The sequence below is a fragment of the Janthinobacterium sp. FW305-128 genome (genome assembly GCF_020858135.1).
In the GTDB taxonomy this organism is placed as follows: domain Bacteria; phylum Pseudomonadota; class Gammaproteobacteria; order Burkholderiales; family Burkholderiaceae_D; genus Janthinobacterium.
This window is the reverse complement of sequence record NZ_JACYMK010000006.1, coordinates 67,593-81,783: the sequence shown is the minus strand read 5'-3', so window position 1 is coordinate 81,783 and position 14,191 is coordinate 67,593. Positions and strand designations below refer to the sequence as shown.

The window sequence follows — 14,191 nt, the reverse complement described above, 5'->3', positions numbered from 1 at the left end:
CCCTGCGCGATGCCGGCATGAATGCCGGCTGGCTGCCCAGCAAGAACATGTGCTGGCCAGGGGCGAGATAGCGGCATCGCACGAGGGTGGCGCCCGGCGATATCGATGGCCATACGGGCCTCGTGCCGGTCAGGCTGTACCACGATTTATGGGGCCGCTTGGGCATCGCCCCCACGCCGGCACAGCTGCAGACGCTGCGCAGGGGGCAATGGTCACGGCGCCGCGGCATTTTCCTCGCGCCACTTGCGCACCATCTCGCTGCTGATTTCGCGTTCGTAGCAAATGGGGGCATAACCGCCCTTCCTGCTCCATGCGCTGCGTCCTCCGCAAGCGCTGCCATTCTTGGCGGCATGGTAGGGACAGGGGCAGCGCCCGGGATAGGCGGCAATCGATTCGGCGATGATCTGCTGCTTGACCTTCGCTTCGGACAAGGGCTGGCGTCCCTGGCCGCCGGCAAGGGGCCCATAGACGATGCCGGCGGCCAGCATCAGCACCAGGGCGCAGATATTCTTCATGGGAAGGCTTGTGTTCATCGAGAGGCGGCAAATATGCCTTGCAAGTATGACAGATGCTTTTCGACACATCTGCGTGCAATGTCACAATGCAAAAAGCCCAACCGTAATGGCTGGGCTTTTCGATACTGCTGATGTTCTGGCTCCCCGACCTGGACTCGAACCAGGGACCTGCGGATTAACAGTCCGTCGCTCTACCAACTGAGCTATCAGGGAAAAGAGGCCGCATTCTATAGCGCAAATTTTCAGTTGTCCAGATTTACGCGAAAAAAATTATGCACGGCATACCTCAGCCCGGATTTTCCTGCGGATGATAGTCGAACACGAGTACGCGGCCCAGCCATGGCTTAAGCAGCTCGACAAAAGCCTGGTGCGCGGCATGGGTCAGATACGCATCGCGCGCGCCCGTATCGGCAAAACTCAAGCTGAAGCAATCGGTAAAGCCGTCATCGAGGCCTTCCGGGCTGATGTTCGGTCCCCATTCGAATTGCAGCACGCCGGGGATGCGATGTTTAAGCTGGGAAAATTCATAGACCAGCTCGGCATGCTTGGCCGGTGTGATGTCCTCAAGAAAATCACAGAGAACGATATGGCGCAACGGGATAGAACAGGTCATGGTGGCAACTCTCCTATGGGGTTGCATTCAGGATAGCGCAAAACGGGAAAAGACACAGGCCGCAGCCCGCCATGGCGCCACTGCGGACGCGCTGCAGATATTTTTCATATGCAACATGCTATTCGGATAACATCCCACATGGACACTCCATACCTGCCAGCAACCATCCATACCAGCCCATGACAAAAAACAGCATAATGGCCGTGTTATTCATCGCCTTGATTCCATTTTATGCATGTAAAGCACAACCCGTTCCGCTTGCCATCGACGTGCTGCTGACTCCCGACATTGGCGGGATAAAGCAGTTTGTGGAAATCAAAACAGATGACTCCAACAAGCCTGCTCTTCTCTTTCTATCGGGCGGGCCGGGAAGTTCGATGATGAAGAATGCGGATGCGTTTACCGCCATCCTGAAAAAGAGATTTACGCTTGTGCAATGGGACCAGCGCAATGCAGGAAAAACCCTGAAACTGAATCCTTCGCCAAGCCAACCTTCCGTCGCGCAGATGGAGCAGGACACGTACCAGGTCATCACGTTTCTACAAAAAGAGCTCAAGCAGGAAAAAATATACTTGCTGGGCAGTTCCTGGGGCAACGTCCTGGGCTTTTATATCGTCAAGCATCATCCGGAACTGCTGCATGCCTATTTCGCGTCCAATCCTGTCGTGAGCCAGCTGGAAAGCGAGAAAGAATTGCTGAAAACCTTGAAAGCCCATTTCAAGGACAATGCCGTCGCCAGCCAGGAACTGGACAGCGTCAGTTTCCCGTTTGCAAGTGACGAAAGCATGTTTTATTTAAGGAAATGGCTTTTTTATAAGGATGGCAAGGAATTTGCCACGAGCGAGGGCTTCAAGACGAGCTTTCTTCAATGGTCGAAAACCTGGTCGCCAGTCTGGAACGAGGTCATGAACATCGATCTGCCCAGGACCTTGAAGAGCGTTGACTGCCCCGTGTATTTCTTCGTCGGCAAAAACGATATCCAGACCTCGACCAGGATCACGCAAGCGTATTTTGAAACATTGAAGGCGCCAAAGAAGGGGCTGTTTTTCTTTGACCATTCCGGGCATCAAATTCACCAGGATGAACCGGTGCAGTTCCAGGAAGCCATCATCAAGACATTGGATGCAGCGCCGAAGTCCTGATACGACGCCCCGTCACGGGAAGCCACTCCCGGAAGCCGACAGGCTGGCCTGGTCGCCGGCAATGCTGGCGGCGGCCTTGCGGATCAGCGTCGCCACCGCATGGGCTTGCGAAATGTAAATGGCATGGCTGCCGGCGACTTCGACCACCTTCGAGCCCGCGCGTTCGGACATCTTGCGTTGCATCGCCGGCGCAATCATCTTGTCCTCCGTCGCGACCAGGTACCAGCTGGGCTTGCTCCTCCACGCTGGCGCGCCGACCACGCCGGTCAGCGCGGCCACTCCCCAGGGCACTTGCGATGCCGCCATGAAGCGGGCCTTGTCCCTGGGCACATCGGCCGCGAAGGCGGCCGCAAACTTTTTCTGGTCGAGCAACAGGAAGCCATCGTGCGGCGGCAAGATCGGCGGCACCGGTGCGCCAGGCGGGGCATTCTTCAGCAAGGAATCGACGGACTCGCCTTGATCCGGCACAAACGCCGCGATGTAGACCAATGCCTTGACCTTGGGATCGTTCCCCGCTTGCGTGACCACGGCACCGCCATACGAATGACCAACGAGGACCACGGGACCCGGCGACGCGGCGATGACCCGCACGGTCGCGGCCACATCGTCCGCCAGCGATAGCGTTGTGTTTTGCACAGTGGCAACGTGACAACCCTCGTCACGCAGCGCCCGGTAAACGGCTTCCCAACCCGACCCGTCGACAAAACCGCCATGCACGAGCACGATCGTTGCCGCCCCAACACTTGTGACCTCATCCATTTCAGCCCCTCCAGGAAGTTGAAGGCGATGACAGGCCTGCCGGCGCCTTGTCGCCTCCAGCATAGCGCCGGGTGCCTGGCGGCCTATGCGCGGGATCAAGAGTGATGACACGGATGCCTCATGCAGGCTCTGAAACGCGAAAAGCCCAACCGGTGAAGGCTGGGCTTTTCGATACTGCTGATGTTCTGGCTCCCCGACCTGGACTCGAACCAGGGACCTGCGGATTAACAGTCCGTCGCTCTACCAACTGAGCTATCAGGGAAAAGAGGCCGTATTATATAGGGCAAGCAAGCACATGTCCAGATTCCCCCAGGGAAATTTCTATTCCGGACAGCAGCTGCCCGCCGACAGCGCAAAAACAAAAAAGGCCACGTTTTTCAACGTGGCCTTTCGAATTCTGGCTCCCCGACCTGGACTCGAACCAGGGACCTGCGGATTAACAGTCCGTCGCTCTACCAACTGAGCTATCAGGGAAAAGAGGCAATATTATATGTCGCTTGTTCCATATTTGCAAGATGGATACTGCATCTTCACAAACACGGCCAGCGCCGACTTTCTATTGCCATCAGCGCCACACTTGCATGCAGCGCCGAAGAAGCAAGATCTTAAAGCACTTTGGCGATCGCGTCAATAACGATGTCGATGTTGCGCGAATTCAATGCTGCCACACAGATGCGGCCCGTGTCGACGGCGTAGATCGATTGCTCGCGCAGCGAAGCCACTTGTTCCTTGCTCAGGCCCGAGTACGAGAACATGCCGATTTGCTGACGCACGAATTCGAAGTCGTGGCCTGGCGCCTTGGCTTTCAGCTTTTCCACGAAGGCATTGCGCATTTCGCGGATGCGCACGCGCATGCCGGCCAGTTCCTCTTCCCACAGATGGCGCAGTTCCGGCGTGGCCAGGACGGTGGCGACCACCTTGCCGCCGTGGACTGGCGGGTTCGAGTAGTTGGTGCGCACGACGCGTTTCAGCTGCGACAGCAGACGGGCCGCTTCATCGGCGCTGGCGGCGACGACGCTCAGGGCGCCCACGCGCTCGCCGTACAGCGAGAACGATTTCGAGAACGAGTTCGACACCAGCAGCGGGCCGCCCGCGTCGGCAAAGCGGCGCACCACGGCGCCGTCTTCGGCGATGCCGTTGGCGAAGCCTTGATAGGCCATGTCCAGGAACGGCACCAGGCCGCGCGACGTGACGACGGCGATGATCTGGTCCCACTGGGCCACGCTCAGGTCGGCGCCGGTCGGGTTGTGGCAGCAGGCGTGCAGCACGACGATGGAACCGGCCGGCATGGCGTTCAGGCTGGCCAGCATGCCGTCGAAGTTCACGCCATGGGTGACGGCATCGTAGTACGTGTAGTTATTCACAACGAAACCGGCGTTCTCGAACAGCGCGCGGTGGTTTTCCCAGCTCGGGTCGCTGATGTAGACCTGGGCACCCGGCGCGAAGCGCTGCAGGAAGTCGGCACCGATCTTCAGTGCGCCCGTGCCGCCGATCGCTTGCACGGTGACGGCGCGGCGCTCTTGAATTACGGCGCTATCGGCGCCAAATACGAGTTCTTGCACCGCCTTGTCGTAGGCAGCGAGGCCTTCGATCGGCAGATAGGTGCGTGGGGCGGCCTGTTCGATCAGGATGGCTTCCGCCTTGCGTACGCAAGCTAACAGAGGCACTTTACCGTTGTCGTCATAATAGACGCCAACGCCCAGATTGATTTTGGCGGGATTCTGGTCCGCGTTAAATGCTTCGGTGATGCCCAGGATCGGGTCGCGTGGGGCCATCTCGATGGCGCTAAACAGACTGGCAGAAACAGTTGGGTTCGTCATGATAAGATTGGATTCGATTGGAAGCAGGTTCACAGCGGAGTTGTAGACAGCGCCCCGAAATACAACGCCAGGGCCGCCAGCAGAGCACTATTCTAACAAAGGTCTGATTCACATGCCCGAATTATCTACCGCCAGCGAGGCGGAAAGCGCAATTATCTCTTTCCCGGACTCCCCCTTCAAGCTGCACCAGCCCTTCCCTCCGGCCGGCGATCAGCCCACGGCAATCGACCAGCTGTCAGAGGGGATTGCCGACGGACTGGCCTTCCAGACCCTGCTGGGCGTGACCGGTTCGGGCAAGACCTACACCATGGCCAACGTCATCGCGCGCATGGGCCGGCCCGCCATCGTCTTTGCGCCCAACAAGACCTTGGCGGCGCAGCTGTACAGCGAGTTCCGCGACTTTTTCCCGCAAAACGCGGTCGAGTACTTCGTCAGCTACTACGATTACTACCAGCCCGAAGCCTACGTGCCGCAGCGCGACCTGTTCATCGAAAAGGACTCGTCGATCAACGAGCATATCGAACAGATGCGCCTGTCGTGCACCAAGTCGCTGATGGAGCGGCGCGACGTCATCATCGTCGCCACCGTCTCGGCCATCTACGGTATCGGTAATCCGAACGAATACCACCAGATGATATTGACCCTGCGCGTCAAGGACAGGGTCGCCCAGCGCGACGTCATCGCGCGCCTGATCCAGATGCAGTACACGCGCAACGAGGTCGATTTCGGCCGCGGCACCTTCCGCGTGCGCGGCGACACCATCGACATCTTCCCCGCCGAGCATGCGGAGCTGGCCGTGCGCCTGGAAATGTTCGACGACGAGATCGAATCGATCCAGCTGTTCGACCCGCTGACGGGCCGCGTACGGCAAAAGATCCCCCGCTTCACCGTGTATCCGGGCTCGCATTACGTCACGCCCCGCTCCACCGTGCTGCGCGCCGTCGAGACCATCAAGGACGAGCTGCGCGAGCGCCTCGAGTTCTTCCGCAAGGAAAATAAACTGATCGAAGAGCAGCGGCTGGAACAGCGCACGCGCTTCGACCTGGAAATGATGGCGGAGATCGGTTTCACCAAGGGCATCGAGAACTACTCGCGCCATCTGAGCGGCGCGCTGCCGGGCGAACCGCCGCCGACCCTGGTCGACTACCTGCCGGCCGACGCATTGATGTTCCTCGACGAGTCGCACGTGCTGACAGGCCAGCTGAGCGCCATGTACAACGGCGACCGCTCGCGCAAGACCAACCTGGTCGACTATGGTTTCCGCCTGCCGTCCGCGCTCGACAACCGGCCCTTGAAATTCGAGGAATTCGAACAGAAGATGCGCCAGACCGTGTTCGTCTCGGCCACGCCGGCCGAATACGAAAAGACCCACTCGGACCAGGTGGTCGAACAGGTCGTGCGCCCGACCGGCCTGGTCGACCCGCAGATCATCGTGCGTCCGGCCAGCAGCCAGGTGGACGACCTGATGTCGGAAATCGTCGAGCGCATCAAGAAGGACGAGCGCGTGCTCGTGACCACCCTCACCAAGCGCATGTCCGAGCAATTGACGGAATACCTGGGCGACCATGGCATCAAGGTGCGCTACCTGCACAGCGATATCGAAACGGTGGAGCGCGTGGAAATCCTGCGCGACCTGCGTCTGGGCACCTTCGACGTGCTGGTGGGGATCAACCTGCTGCGCGAGGGCCTGGACTTGCCGGAAGTATCGCTGGTCGCCATCCTCGACGCAGACAAGGAAGGCTTTTTGCGCTCCGAACGCAGCCTGATCCAGACCATCGGCCGCGCCGCGCGTAACCTGAACGGCACGGCGATCCTGTACGGCGACCGCATCACGGACTCCATGCGCCGCGCCATCGACGAGACGGAACGCCGCCGCGCCAAGCAGATCGCCTTCAATACGGCCAACAACATCATCCCGATCGGCGTGAAGAAATCGATCCGCGAAATGATCGACGGCGTCTACAGCCCGCAGGAAGCGCGCGAGACCCTGCAAGTGGCGCAGGAAGCGGCGAAATTCGAAGCGATGAGCGAGAAACAGGTCAGCAAGGAAATCAAGCGCCTGGAAAAACTGATGGTCGACCACGCCAAGAACCTCGAGTTCGAAAAGGCGGCGCAGGTGCGCGACCAGCTGCACATCCTCAAGCAGCAGCTGTTCGGCGCGCCCGGCACCGACAATGTGGCGTCGATACTGGGCAAATAAGCCCCACGCGCGGGCATGGCGCAGGTCGGATTAGCTGGCTGACAGGCCAGCGCAATCCGACATCAGCACTTAAACCAACGCCAGCAATATTGTCGGATTACGCGGCGTGCCGCCGCTAATCCGACCTACGCGGCTTCATGCTTTCACATCGTCGATATACGCGCGGATGATGCTGGCGAAATCCGCATCGGCCGTCAAGCCCAGCGCTTCGGCGCGGGCCGTGTCCCAGGCGCCGGGCCAGCTCTTGACGATGCGCTCGACGGCCGGATCGGGCGCATAGCTGATGCGGGCAACGACGTCCGCGCCGGCGACTTGTTCCAGCGCGGCGATCATCTCGCCCACGCTCACGCTCAAGCCCGGCAAGTTCACCGTGCGGCTGGCGCCAAACATCTCGCCCGCCAGTTCGTGGCCGGCGATCAGCGAAGTGATGGCGCCGCGCGGCGACAGCAGCCACAATAGCAAATCGGTGGACACGGGGCAGACGGCCGCCTCGCCATTCAACGGTTCGCGGATGATGCCGCTGGCGAAGGACGACGCCGCCTTGTTCGGTTTGCCGGGACGCACGCTGATGGTGGGCAGGCGCAGCACGCGGCCATCGACAAAGCCGCGGCGGCTGTAGTCATTGAGCAGCAATTCGCCGATGGCCTTTTGCGCGCCGTACGACGATTGCGGGTTCAGCGCGGTGGTGTCCTGCACCACGTCCGGCAGCTTGCCGCCGTAGACAGCCACGGAGCTGGTGAAGACCACTTTCGGCTTGTGCCCCAGTTCGCGGCAGATATCGAGCAGCAAACGCGAGGCATCGAGGTTGATGCGCATGCCCAGCTCGAAATCGACTTCCGCCTGTCCGCTGACGATGGCGGCCAGGTGGAAGATCGACGCGGTCTGCGCATCGATGGTGGCGCGCATCAACGTACCGTCGGCGATGTCGCCCGTGACCACTTTGACGCGCGCATCGTGGAAGTCATGCGCGGCCACCACGTCGACCAGTACCAGCTCGCTGATCGCTTGCAGCTGGCCGTGGCTGTCCGTCAAGCGGCCTTGCGCCAGCAACTGGCGCGCCAGGCGCTGTCCCAGGAAACCGGCGCCGCCGGTAATCAGTACCTTCATTTCAATTCTCCTTGCGTGTTGTTGTATGCGGCAAGCCAGACCAGGCCATCCTCGGTGCGACCGCGCGGACGGTATTCGCAGCCGATCCAGCCCTCGTAGTTGAGCTCGTCGAGCAGCCTGAATAAATACGGGTAATTGACTTCGCCATCGTCCGGTTCATTGCGGGCCGGGACGCTGGCGATCTGCACGTGGCCGATGCCGTCGAAGTTGTTTTGGAACGTCATGGCGATATCGCCCTCGACGATCTGCGTGTGATAAAAATCCATCTGCACCTTGACGTTGGGCGCACCCGACTCCAGGCGCAGCGCATGGCCCTGCGCCTGCGTGACGAGGAAGTAGCCGGGCATGTCGCGCCCGTTGATCGGTTCGATCAAGAGCTCGATGCCATGCTCGCCCACGGCTTTCGCCGCGTACCGCAGGTTGGCCAGGTAGGTGGCGCGGTGCAGATTGACGTCGGCGCCCACGGGCAGCAGGCCCGCCATCATGTGCACGCGCGGCGTGCCCAGCGCCAGCGCATACGCGATGCCCTGTGCCACGCCAGCGCGAAATTCCGCTTCGCGGCCCGGCAGCGAGGCGATGCCCCGCTCACCGGCCGCCCAGTCGCCCGGCGGCAGGTTGAACAGCACGTTCTGCAGCTTGTTTTCGCGCAGCCAGCCGGCCACTTCCTGCGGCGCGTGATCGTAGGGGAACAAAAATTCGACGCCCGTGAAACCCGCTTGCGCGGCGGCGGCAAAGCGCTGCGGGAAAGGCACTTCATTGAACATCATGGTCAGGTTGGCGGCAAAACGGGGCATGCGTGTCTCCTTGAATTCTATAGTTCGAGTTTGAATGTCTGCTTCAGGTCCGCGATCTGCGCCGCGTCGAGCGGACGCGTGGGCACGTCGCGCAGCAGCAGGAACAGCTTGGCCGTCTCTTCCAGTTCCTCGGCCGCATACACGGCCGCTTCCAGGCTGGTGCCCGACACGACGGGACCGTGATTGGCCAGCAGCACGGCCGAGTGCTTGCGCGCCATGGCGCCAATCGCGCCCGCCAGCGCCGGGTCGCCCGGACGGTGGTACGGCACCAGCGGCAAGCGCCCCACCTTCATCACAAAGTATGGCGTGAGCGGCGGGATGCAGTCGTCATGGTTCAAGCCGCACATGCACGACACGGCGGCCGAATGCGTCGAGTGCAGGTGCACGATGGCGCCCGCGCTGCTCCGCTCTGCGTACATGGCGCGGTGCAGGAACGCCTCCTTGGACGGCGGCGCTCCGCTGATCAGCTTGCCGTCCCAATCGAGCTTGGACAATTGCGCGGGATCGAGCCGGCCCAGGCTGGCGTTCGTTGGCGTGAGCAGCCAGCCGTCGGACAGGCGCACACTCAGGTTGCCGCTGCTGCCCGCCGTCAAGCCCCGTTCGAACAGCGACTTGCCGAAGTCGACGATCAGCTCGCGCTGGCGCGATTCCGTGGCGCTCATGCCAGCACCTGCCAGGCCTTGCTGAAGAAATCCACGGTGCCGAAATTGCCGGACTTGAGGGCCAGCGCCAAAGGCGCCCTGCCTTCGTCGCCCGGCGCTGGCAAGGCTAGCGTCCAGGGCACGCCGGGGTCGATTTCGGGGCCGATGCGCAAGCCGGCAATGCCCAGCGCTTTCACCACGGCGCCCGAGGTTTCGCCGCCGGCGACGATCAACTGGCCCACGCCGAGGCGCACCAGTCCCTGCGCGATGGCGGCCAGGGCTTCCTCGACGAGGGCGCCGGCACGCTCCACGCCCAGCTGCGCCTGCACGGCGCGTACCGTATCCGGCGTGGCCGTGGCATAGATCAAAATGTGGCCTTGCGCCAGGTGTTGATTCGCCCAGGCCAGCGCCTGCGCCACCACGACGTCCACCACCTCGCCGCCCGCAGCCAGCGACAAAGGGTCGACGTGGAAGGACGGCGCCAGTTCGCGCAGGTGCGCCACCTGCTGCTGCGTGGCCACGGAACAGCTGCCCGAGATCACGGCGCGCAATCCGGACGCCGGCGGCAAGCGCCCCGCCTGCCCCGCAGGCGATGGCGACAACTGGCCCCGCTGGCGGAAGTTCTGCGGCAGGCCCAGCGCGATGCCGGAACCGCCCGTGATCAGTTTCAAGTCCGCACAGGCGGCGCCGATGGCTTCCAGGTCGCGGTTCGACACGGCATCGACGACGGCGAAATGGCAGCCCTGGCCGCGCAAGTCCGTGAAGCGCTGGGCGATGGCGGCCGCGCCCTTCTCCACCACACTGTAATCGGCCAGGCCCACCTTGGCCTGCACCTGCTGCTGCAGCACGCGCACCAGATTCGAATCCGTCATCGGCGTCAGGGGATGGTCGCGCATGCCAGATTCGGCCAGCGGCACGTCGCCGACGAAGAGGTTGCCCTTGTAGATGGTGCGTCCGTTGGCCGGGAACGCTGGGCAGGCGATCGTGAAGTCCGTGTCCAGCGCCCGCATCAGCGCTTCGGCCACGGGGCCGATATTGCCGCGCGGCGTGGAGTCGAACGTGGAGCAGTACTTGAAGTAGAACTGGCGGCATCCGGCTTGCTGCAGCCAGGCCAGCGCGGCCAGCGATTCGGCCACTGCCTCTTCCGGCGCATTCGTGCGCGACTTGAGGGCGATGACGACGGCGTCGACATCGGCCGGCGGTGGACCTTGCGGCACGCCGATCAGCTGCACCGTGCGCATGCCGGCCTTGACCAGCATGCCGGCCAGGTCGGTGCCGCCCGTGAAATCGTCGGCGATACATCCCAGTAATACAGTCATGATGGTTCCTTTTGATTCAGTTACGCTTTCGCCGGCAGATCGATACCGGGGAAAGTTTTAATCACGGCCGAGTCGTCCTCGCCGCCAAAGCCAGCGGCCGACGCCTGCATGAACATCTGGTGCGCCGTGGCCGACAGGGGCAGTGGAAAGACGCTCTTTTTCGCGTAATCGAGCACAATGCCGAGGTCTTTGACGAAAATGTTCACGCTTGATAACGGCGTATAGTCGCCCTTCAAAATGTGCGGCACCCGGTTCTGGAACATCCAGGAACTGCCGGCGCTGTTTGAAATGACTTCGTACAAGGCATCGGCATCGCAGCCGGCGCGCAAGCCCAGCGCCATCGCTTCGGCGGCGGCGGCGATGTGCACGCCGGCCAGCAGCTGGTTGATCATCTTGACTTTCGAGCCCTGCCCCGGCTGTTCGCCCAGGCGGTACAGCTTTGCACTGATGGCGTCAAAAATACCGGCGCAAGCGTCGAACGCGTCGGGCGCGCCGGCCGCCATCACCGACATTTCGCCGGCTTGCGCCTTGGCCGCGCCGCCGGAAATGGGCGCGTCGATGAAGCGCAGTCCCATGGCCGCCAGGCGAGCACCGAGCGCTTCGGCAAATTCGGGCGCCACGGTGGCGCAGGCGATGACGACGCTGCCCGGCGTCAGGGCGCTGGCCGCGCCGTCTTCGCCAAACAGCACGGTTTCCGTCTGCTGCGCATTGACGACGACGATCAGCAAGGCCTGCACCTGCGCCGCCAGCGCGGCCGGCGATTGCGCCGCATGGGCGCCCTTGTCGACCAGTGTTTGCACGGTTTCCGGGCGCACGTCGCAGGCATGCACTTCAAAGCCCGCGCGCAGCAACGATTGCGCGATGCCCATGCCCATGGCGCCCAGGCCGATCACGCCCACTCTTTTCATTTCTACGTTCATCTGCTACTCCAGTCTTATTTGTTCACCAGCTTGGCCGGCACGCGCATGATGATGAACGCGCCGATCACCAGGATGCCGGCCAGCAGGTAGATGGCGATGTCGGTCGATTGCGTCAGATCCTTGATGGAACCGATCATGTACGGCGCCGCGAAGCCGGCCAGGTTGCCCACCGAATTGATGGCGGCGATGCCCGCGGCGGCCGAGACGCCACCGAGGAAAGCCGTCGGCAGGCTCCAGAACATGGGCGAGGCGGCCAGGATGCCGCCGGCGGCGATCGTCAGGAAGAAGATGGCCCAGCCCGTGTTGTGGGCGCCGGCCAGCGCGCTGCAGACGATGGCGGCGGCGCCGACCACCAGCGGGATCGCCATGTGCCAGCGGCGTTCGCGGTATTTGTCCGAGCTGCGGCCCAGCAGGATCATCGACGCCACGGCCACGGAGTACGGAATCGCCGTGAACAGGCCGATATTGAGCACGCCCGTCACGCCGGCCGCCTTGATCAGGCTGGGCAGCCAGAAGGTCAGCGAATACTGGCCCATCACGCAGCAGAAATAAATCAGGGCCATGACCCAGATGCGCGGGTCGGCGAACATGGCGCGGATCGACGGATGCGAGACCTTGCCCTGCGCCTCCGTGGCGATGCGCTGCTCGAGGATGACTTTTTCGTCTTCCGTCAGCCACTTCGCGGCGCGGATGCTGTTATCGAGGTAGAGCAGCACGGCCACGCCCATCAGCGCGGCGGGTATCGCTTCGAGCACGAACATCCACTGCCAGCCCGCGTAGCCGTGCCAGCCGGCGAAGGTTTCCATGATCCAGCCCGACAGGGGGCCGCCGATCAGGCCCGCCACGGGGATGGCGGCCATGAAGGTGCACACCATGCGCGCGCGGCGTTCGGACGGATACCAGTAGGTCAAATAGAGAATGATGCCGGGGAAGAAGCCCGCCTCGGCGATGCCGAGCAGGAAGCGCATCACGTAGAACTGGGTTGGCGTGGTGACGAACATGAAGGCGCCCGAGATGATGGCCCAGGTGATCATGATGCGGGCGATCCACACGCGCGCGCCGATCTTGTGCAGCATCACGTTGCTGGGCACTTCGAACAGGAAGTAGCCGAGGAAGAACACGCCGGCGCCCAGGCCGTACACGGTTTCGGAAAACTGCAGGTCGGCCAGCATTTGCAGCTTGGCGAAGCCCACGTTCACACGGTCGAGGTAAGCGACGATGTAGCACAGCATGAGGAAGGGGATGATGCGCCAGGTCACCTTGCGATAGACGGCGTCGTCGATGTTTTTCTGGCTGGCGGCGGCGCCGGCCGCCTGCCCGGGCAATGCTTGTGATACGTCCATGCTTGTCTCCTGATCGCTGGGGGATCGACCGTGCCGGGTTTTTATGGTCCACCGGAGGTGGCTGGCAACTTGTCTAAAATTTGTATGGATGTATATTATGTGTGTGTTTTGTGTGTGTCAAGCTGTATATTCCATATAATGGCAAGCAGGCAAGCCCGCATAAAAACCGCTAGCACAAGGATGCATCCGATGGACCGCACGTTCCGCTTTACCCTTCCCCCTCCGGAGCCCGCTGCGGGCAGCTTCACCACCGGTACCCTGGGTGCGCGGGTGGCGGCACGGCTGCGCCAGCAAATCCACAACGACGGTCTGGCCGGCGGCACGCGTTTGCCGTCCGAGCAAGCGATGGCAACGCACTTCGGCGTCAGCCGCACGGTGCTGCGCGAAGCCATCGCCCTGCTGCAGGCGGACGGCATCGTCGCCACGCGCAAGGGCAGCGGCACGTTCGTCTGCGCGCAGGATGGCGCGAAGACGGGCGAACGGGGCGACGAGCTGACGGAGCAGTCCGTGCAGTCGCTGCTGAATCTGATCGAGGTGCGCCAGGGACTGGAAGCGGAAATCGCCGCGCTGGCGGCCGTGCGGCGCACGCCGGGCCAGCTGGCCGACATCGAACACGCGCTGCGCCGCATCGAGGAAGCCGTGGCGGCCGGCGTCGACGGCGTGGAAGAAGACGTGCGCCTGCACCTGTGCATCGCCGAGGCGACGGGCAACCCCTACTGGCCGAAATTCGTCGCCATGTTCGCCGACCCGATCCGCTCGGCCGTCAAGGTGACGCGCGCGAATGAAGCGCGCCGCACGGACTTTTCCATCGAAGTGCGGCGCGAACATGAAAAGATCGTGCAGGCGATCGCCGATGGCGACCCGCAGCGGGCACGCCAGGCGGCCATGGAACACATGCAGCACGCGGCCGAGCGCGTGCGCCTGGCCGACCGCGAATTCTGGCGCGGCGACGGCGGCGCGCTGGCGCGCACGCTGGGGCGCGATCCCATCATGCAAAAATAAGATCTACGTCACCGCC

The 14,191-nt window shown here is 62.4% G+C and carries 13 protein-coding genes and 3 tRNA genes; 3 read left to right on the top strand and 13 right to left on the bottom strand.

Going from position 1 to position 14,191, the window contains the following annotated elements; translation table 11 throughout:
• Positions 1 to 212: 212 nt before the first annotated feature.
• The 3 genes from IGS60_RS14015 to IGS60_RS14005 all read right to left on the bottom strand — a co-directional run bounded on the left by IGS60_RS14015 (position 213) and on the right by IGS60_RS14005 (position 1,128).
• Positions 213 to 515, bottom strand: a complete 303-nt coding sequence (locus IGS60_RS14015) for a hypothetical protein (RefSeq protein WP_230505038.1) — start codon at positions 513 to 515, stop codon at positions 213 to 215.
• Positions 516 to 652: 137 nt separating this feature from the next.
• Positions 653 to 728 (bottom strand) — tRNA-Asn (locus IGS60_RS14010).
• A gap of 73 nt (positions 729 to 801) precedes the next feature.
• Positions 802 to 1,128: a Dabb family protein gene (locus IGS60_RS14005; RefSeq protein WP_230505036.1), complete on the bottom strand. Its 327-nt coding sequence runs from the start codon at positions 1,126 to 1,128 to the stop codon at positions 802 to 804.
• A gap of 197 nt (positions 1,129 to 1,325) precedes the next feature.
• Here IGS60_RS14005 and IGS60_RS14000 point away from each other — a divergent pair, with 197 nt between their 5' ends.
• Positions 1,326 to 2,270 carry an alpha/beta fold hydrolase gene (locus tag IGS60_RS14000; RefSeq protein ID WP_230505034.1) on the top strand — a complete coding sequence of 315 codons (945 nt, stop codon included), beginning with the start codon at positions 1,326 to 1,328 and terminating at the stop codon, positions 2,268 to 2,270.
• 12 nt (positions 2,271 to 2,282) lie between these two features.
• Here the strand turns inward: IGS60_RS14000 and IGS60_RS13995 are convergent, their stop codons facing one another.
• From IGS60_RS13995 to IGS60_RS13980, 4 genes are all read right to left on the bottom strand, one after another.
• Positions 2,283 to 3,029, bottom strand: a complete 747-nt coding sequence (locus tag IGS60_RS13995; protein WP_230505032.1) for an alpha/beta hydrolase — start codon at positions 3,027 to 3,029, stop codon at positions 2,283 to 2,285.
• Positions 3,030 to 3,215: 186 nt separating this feature from the next.
• Positions 3,216 to 3,291, bottom strand: a tRNA-Asn gene (locus IGS60_RS13990).
• Positions 3,292 to 3,427: 136 nt separating this feature from the next.
• A tRNA-Asn gene (locus IGS60_RS13985) sits at positions 3,428 to 3,503 on the bottom strand.
• Positions 3,504 to 3,634: 131 nt separating this feature from the next.
• The gene (locus tag IGS60_RS13980; RefSeq protein ID WP_230505031.1) at positions 3,635 to 4,849 is read right to left on the bottom strand and encodes an amino acid aminotransferase; all 1,215 of its coding nucleotides are present in this window, start codon (positions 4,847 to 4,849) and stop codon (positions 3,635 to 3,637) included.
• Positions 4,850 to 4,961: 112 nt separating this feature from the next.
• Here IGS60_RS13980 and uvrB point away from each other — a divergent pair, with 112 nt between their 5' ends.
• Complete coding sequence (uvrB, locus tag IGS60_RS13975) at positions 4,962 to 7,049, top strand: excinuclease ABC subunit UvrB (RefSeq protein WP_230505029.1); 2,088 nt, start codon at positions 4,962 to 4,964, stop codon at positions 7,047 to 7,049.
• Between the two features lie 135 nt (positions 7,050 to 7,184).
• On the opposite strand, the gene denD is transcribed toward uvrB, so the two are convergent.
• Genes denD through IGS60_RS13945 form a run of 6 tightly spaced genes read right to left on the bottom strand, consistent with a single transcriptional unit; the run spans position 7,185 to position 13,173 of the window.
• Positions 7,185 to 8,156 (bottom strand): D-erythronate dehydrogenase, encoded by a 972-nt coding sequence (gene denD / locus IGS60_RS13970; protein WP_230505027.1) that lies wholly within the window; start codon positions 8,154 to 8,156, stop codon positions 7,185 to 7,187.
• Entirely contained in the window at positions 8,153 to 8,950 is a 798-nt protein-coding gene (gene otnI / locus IGS60_RS13965; RefSeq protein ID WP_230505025.1) for a 2-oxo-tetronate isomerase, read from the bottom strand. Before otnI ends, denD begins: the two co-directional genes overlap by 4 nt.
• A gap of 17 nt (positions 8,951 to 8,967) precedes the next feature.
• Complete coding sequence (gene otnC, locus IGS60_RS13960; protein ID WP_070221939.1) at positions 8,968 to 9,612, bottom strand: 3-oxo-tetronate 4-phosphate decarboxylase; 645 nt, start codon at positions 9,610 to 9,612, stop codon at positions 8,968 to 8,970.
• Complete coding sequence (gene otnK / locus IGS60_RS13955) at positions 9,609 to 10,910, bottom strand: 3-oxo-tetronate kinase (protein WP_230505023.1); 1,302 nt, start codon at positions 10,908 to 10,910, stop codon at positions 9,609 to 9,611. Before otnK ends, otnC begins: the two co-directional genes overlap by 4 nt.
• A gap of 20 nt (positions 10,911 to 10,930) precedes the next feature.
• Positions 10,931 to 11,830, bottom strand: a complete 900-nt coding sequence (gene ltnD / locus IGS60_RS13950; protein ID WP_230505021.1) for an L-threonate dehydrogenase — start codon at positions 11,828 to 11,830, stop codon at positions 10,931 to 10,933.
• Positions 11,831 to 11,844: 14 nt separating this feature from the next.
• The gene (locus IGS60_RS13945; protein ID WP_230505019.1) at positions 11,845 to 13,173 is read right to left on the bottom strand and encodes an MFS transporter; all 1,329 of its coding nucleotides are present in this window, start codon (positions 13,171 to 13,173) and stop codon (positions 11,845 to 11,847) included.
• 189 nt (positions 13,174 to 13,362) lie between these two features.
• Between IGS60_RS13945 and IGS60_RS13940 the strand changes: the two genes are divergently transcribed.
• Positions 13,363 to 14,175 carry a FadR/GntR family transcriptional regulator gene (locus IGS60_RS13940; protein WP_070310460.1) on the top strand — a complete coding sequence of 271 codons (813 nt, stop codon included), beginning with the start codon at positions 13,363 to 13,365 and terminating at the stop codon, positions 14,173 to 14,175.
• The last annotated feature ends 16 nt before the right edge of the window (positions 14,176 to 14,191 follow it).

What these genes read in the sequence shown, in the direction of transcription:
- otnK (WP_230505023.1), bottom strand. Translation starts at nt 10,910, where the DNA reads ATGACTGTATTACTGGGATGTATCGCCGACGATTTCACGGGCGGCACC.
- IGS60_RS14000 (WP_230505034.1), top strand. Translation starts at nt 1,326, where the DNA reads ATGGCCGTGTTATTCATCGCCTTGATTCCATTTTATGCATGTAAAGCA.
- IGS60_RS13980 (WP_230505031.1), bottom strand. Translation starts at nt 4,849, where the DNA reads ATGACGAACCCAACTGTTTCTGCCAGTCTGTTTAGCGCCATCGAGATG.
- IGS60_RS13995 (WP_230505032.1), bottom strand. Translation starts at nt 3,029, where the DNA reads ATGGATGAGGTCACAAGTGTTGGGGCGGCAACGATCGTGCTCGTGCAT.
- IGS60_RS13945 (WP_230505019.1), bottom strand. Translation starts at nt 13,173, where the DNA reads ATGGACGTATCACAAGCATTGCCCGGGCAGGCGGCCGGCGCCGCCGCC.
- IGS60_RS14005 (WP_230505036.1), bottom strand. Translation starts at nt 1,128, where the DNA reads ATGACCTGTTCTATCCCGTTGCGCCATATCGTTCTCTGTGATTTTCTT.
- otnI (WP_230505025.1), bottom strand. Translation starts at nt 8,950, where the DNA reads ATGCCCCGTTTTGCCGCCAACCTGACCATGATGTTCAATGAAGTGCCT.
- otnC (WP_070221939.1), bottom strand. Translation starts at nt 9,612, where the DNA reads ATGAGCGCCACGGAATCGCGCCAGCGCGAGCTGATCGTCGACTTCGGC.
- uvrB (WP_230505029.1), top strand. Translation starts at nt 4,962, where the DNA reads ATGCCCGAATTATCTACCGCCAGCGAGGCGGAAAGCGCAATTATCTCT.
- IGS60_RS14015 (WP_230505038.1), bottom strand. Translation starts at nt 515, where the DNA reads ATGAAGAATATCTGCGCCCTGGTGCTGATGCTGGCCGCCGGCATCGTC.
- ltnD (WP_230505021.1), bottom strand. Translation starts at nt 11,830, where the DNA reads ATGAACGTAGAAATGAAAAGAGTGGGCGTGATCGGCCTGGGCGCCATG.
- denD (WP_230505027.1), bottom strand. Translation starts at nt 8,156, where the DNA reads ATGAAGGTACTGATTACCGGCGGCGCCGGTTTCCTGGGACAGCGCCTG.
- IGS60_RS13940 (WP_070310460.1), top strand. Translation starts at nt 13,363, where the DNA reads ATGGACCGCACGTTCCGCTTTACCCTTCCCCCTCCGGAGCCCGCTGCG.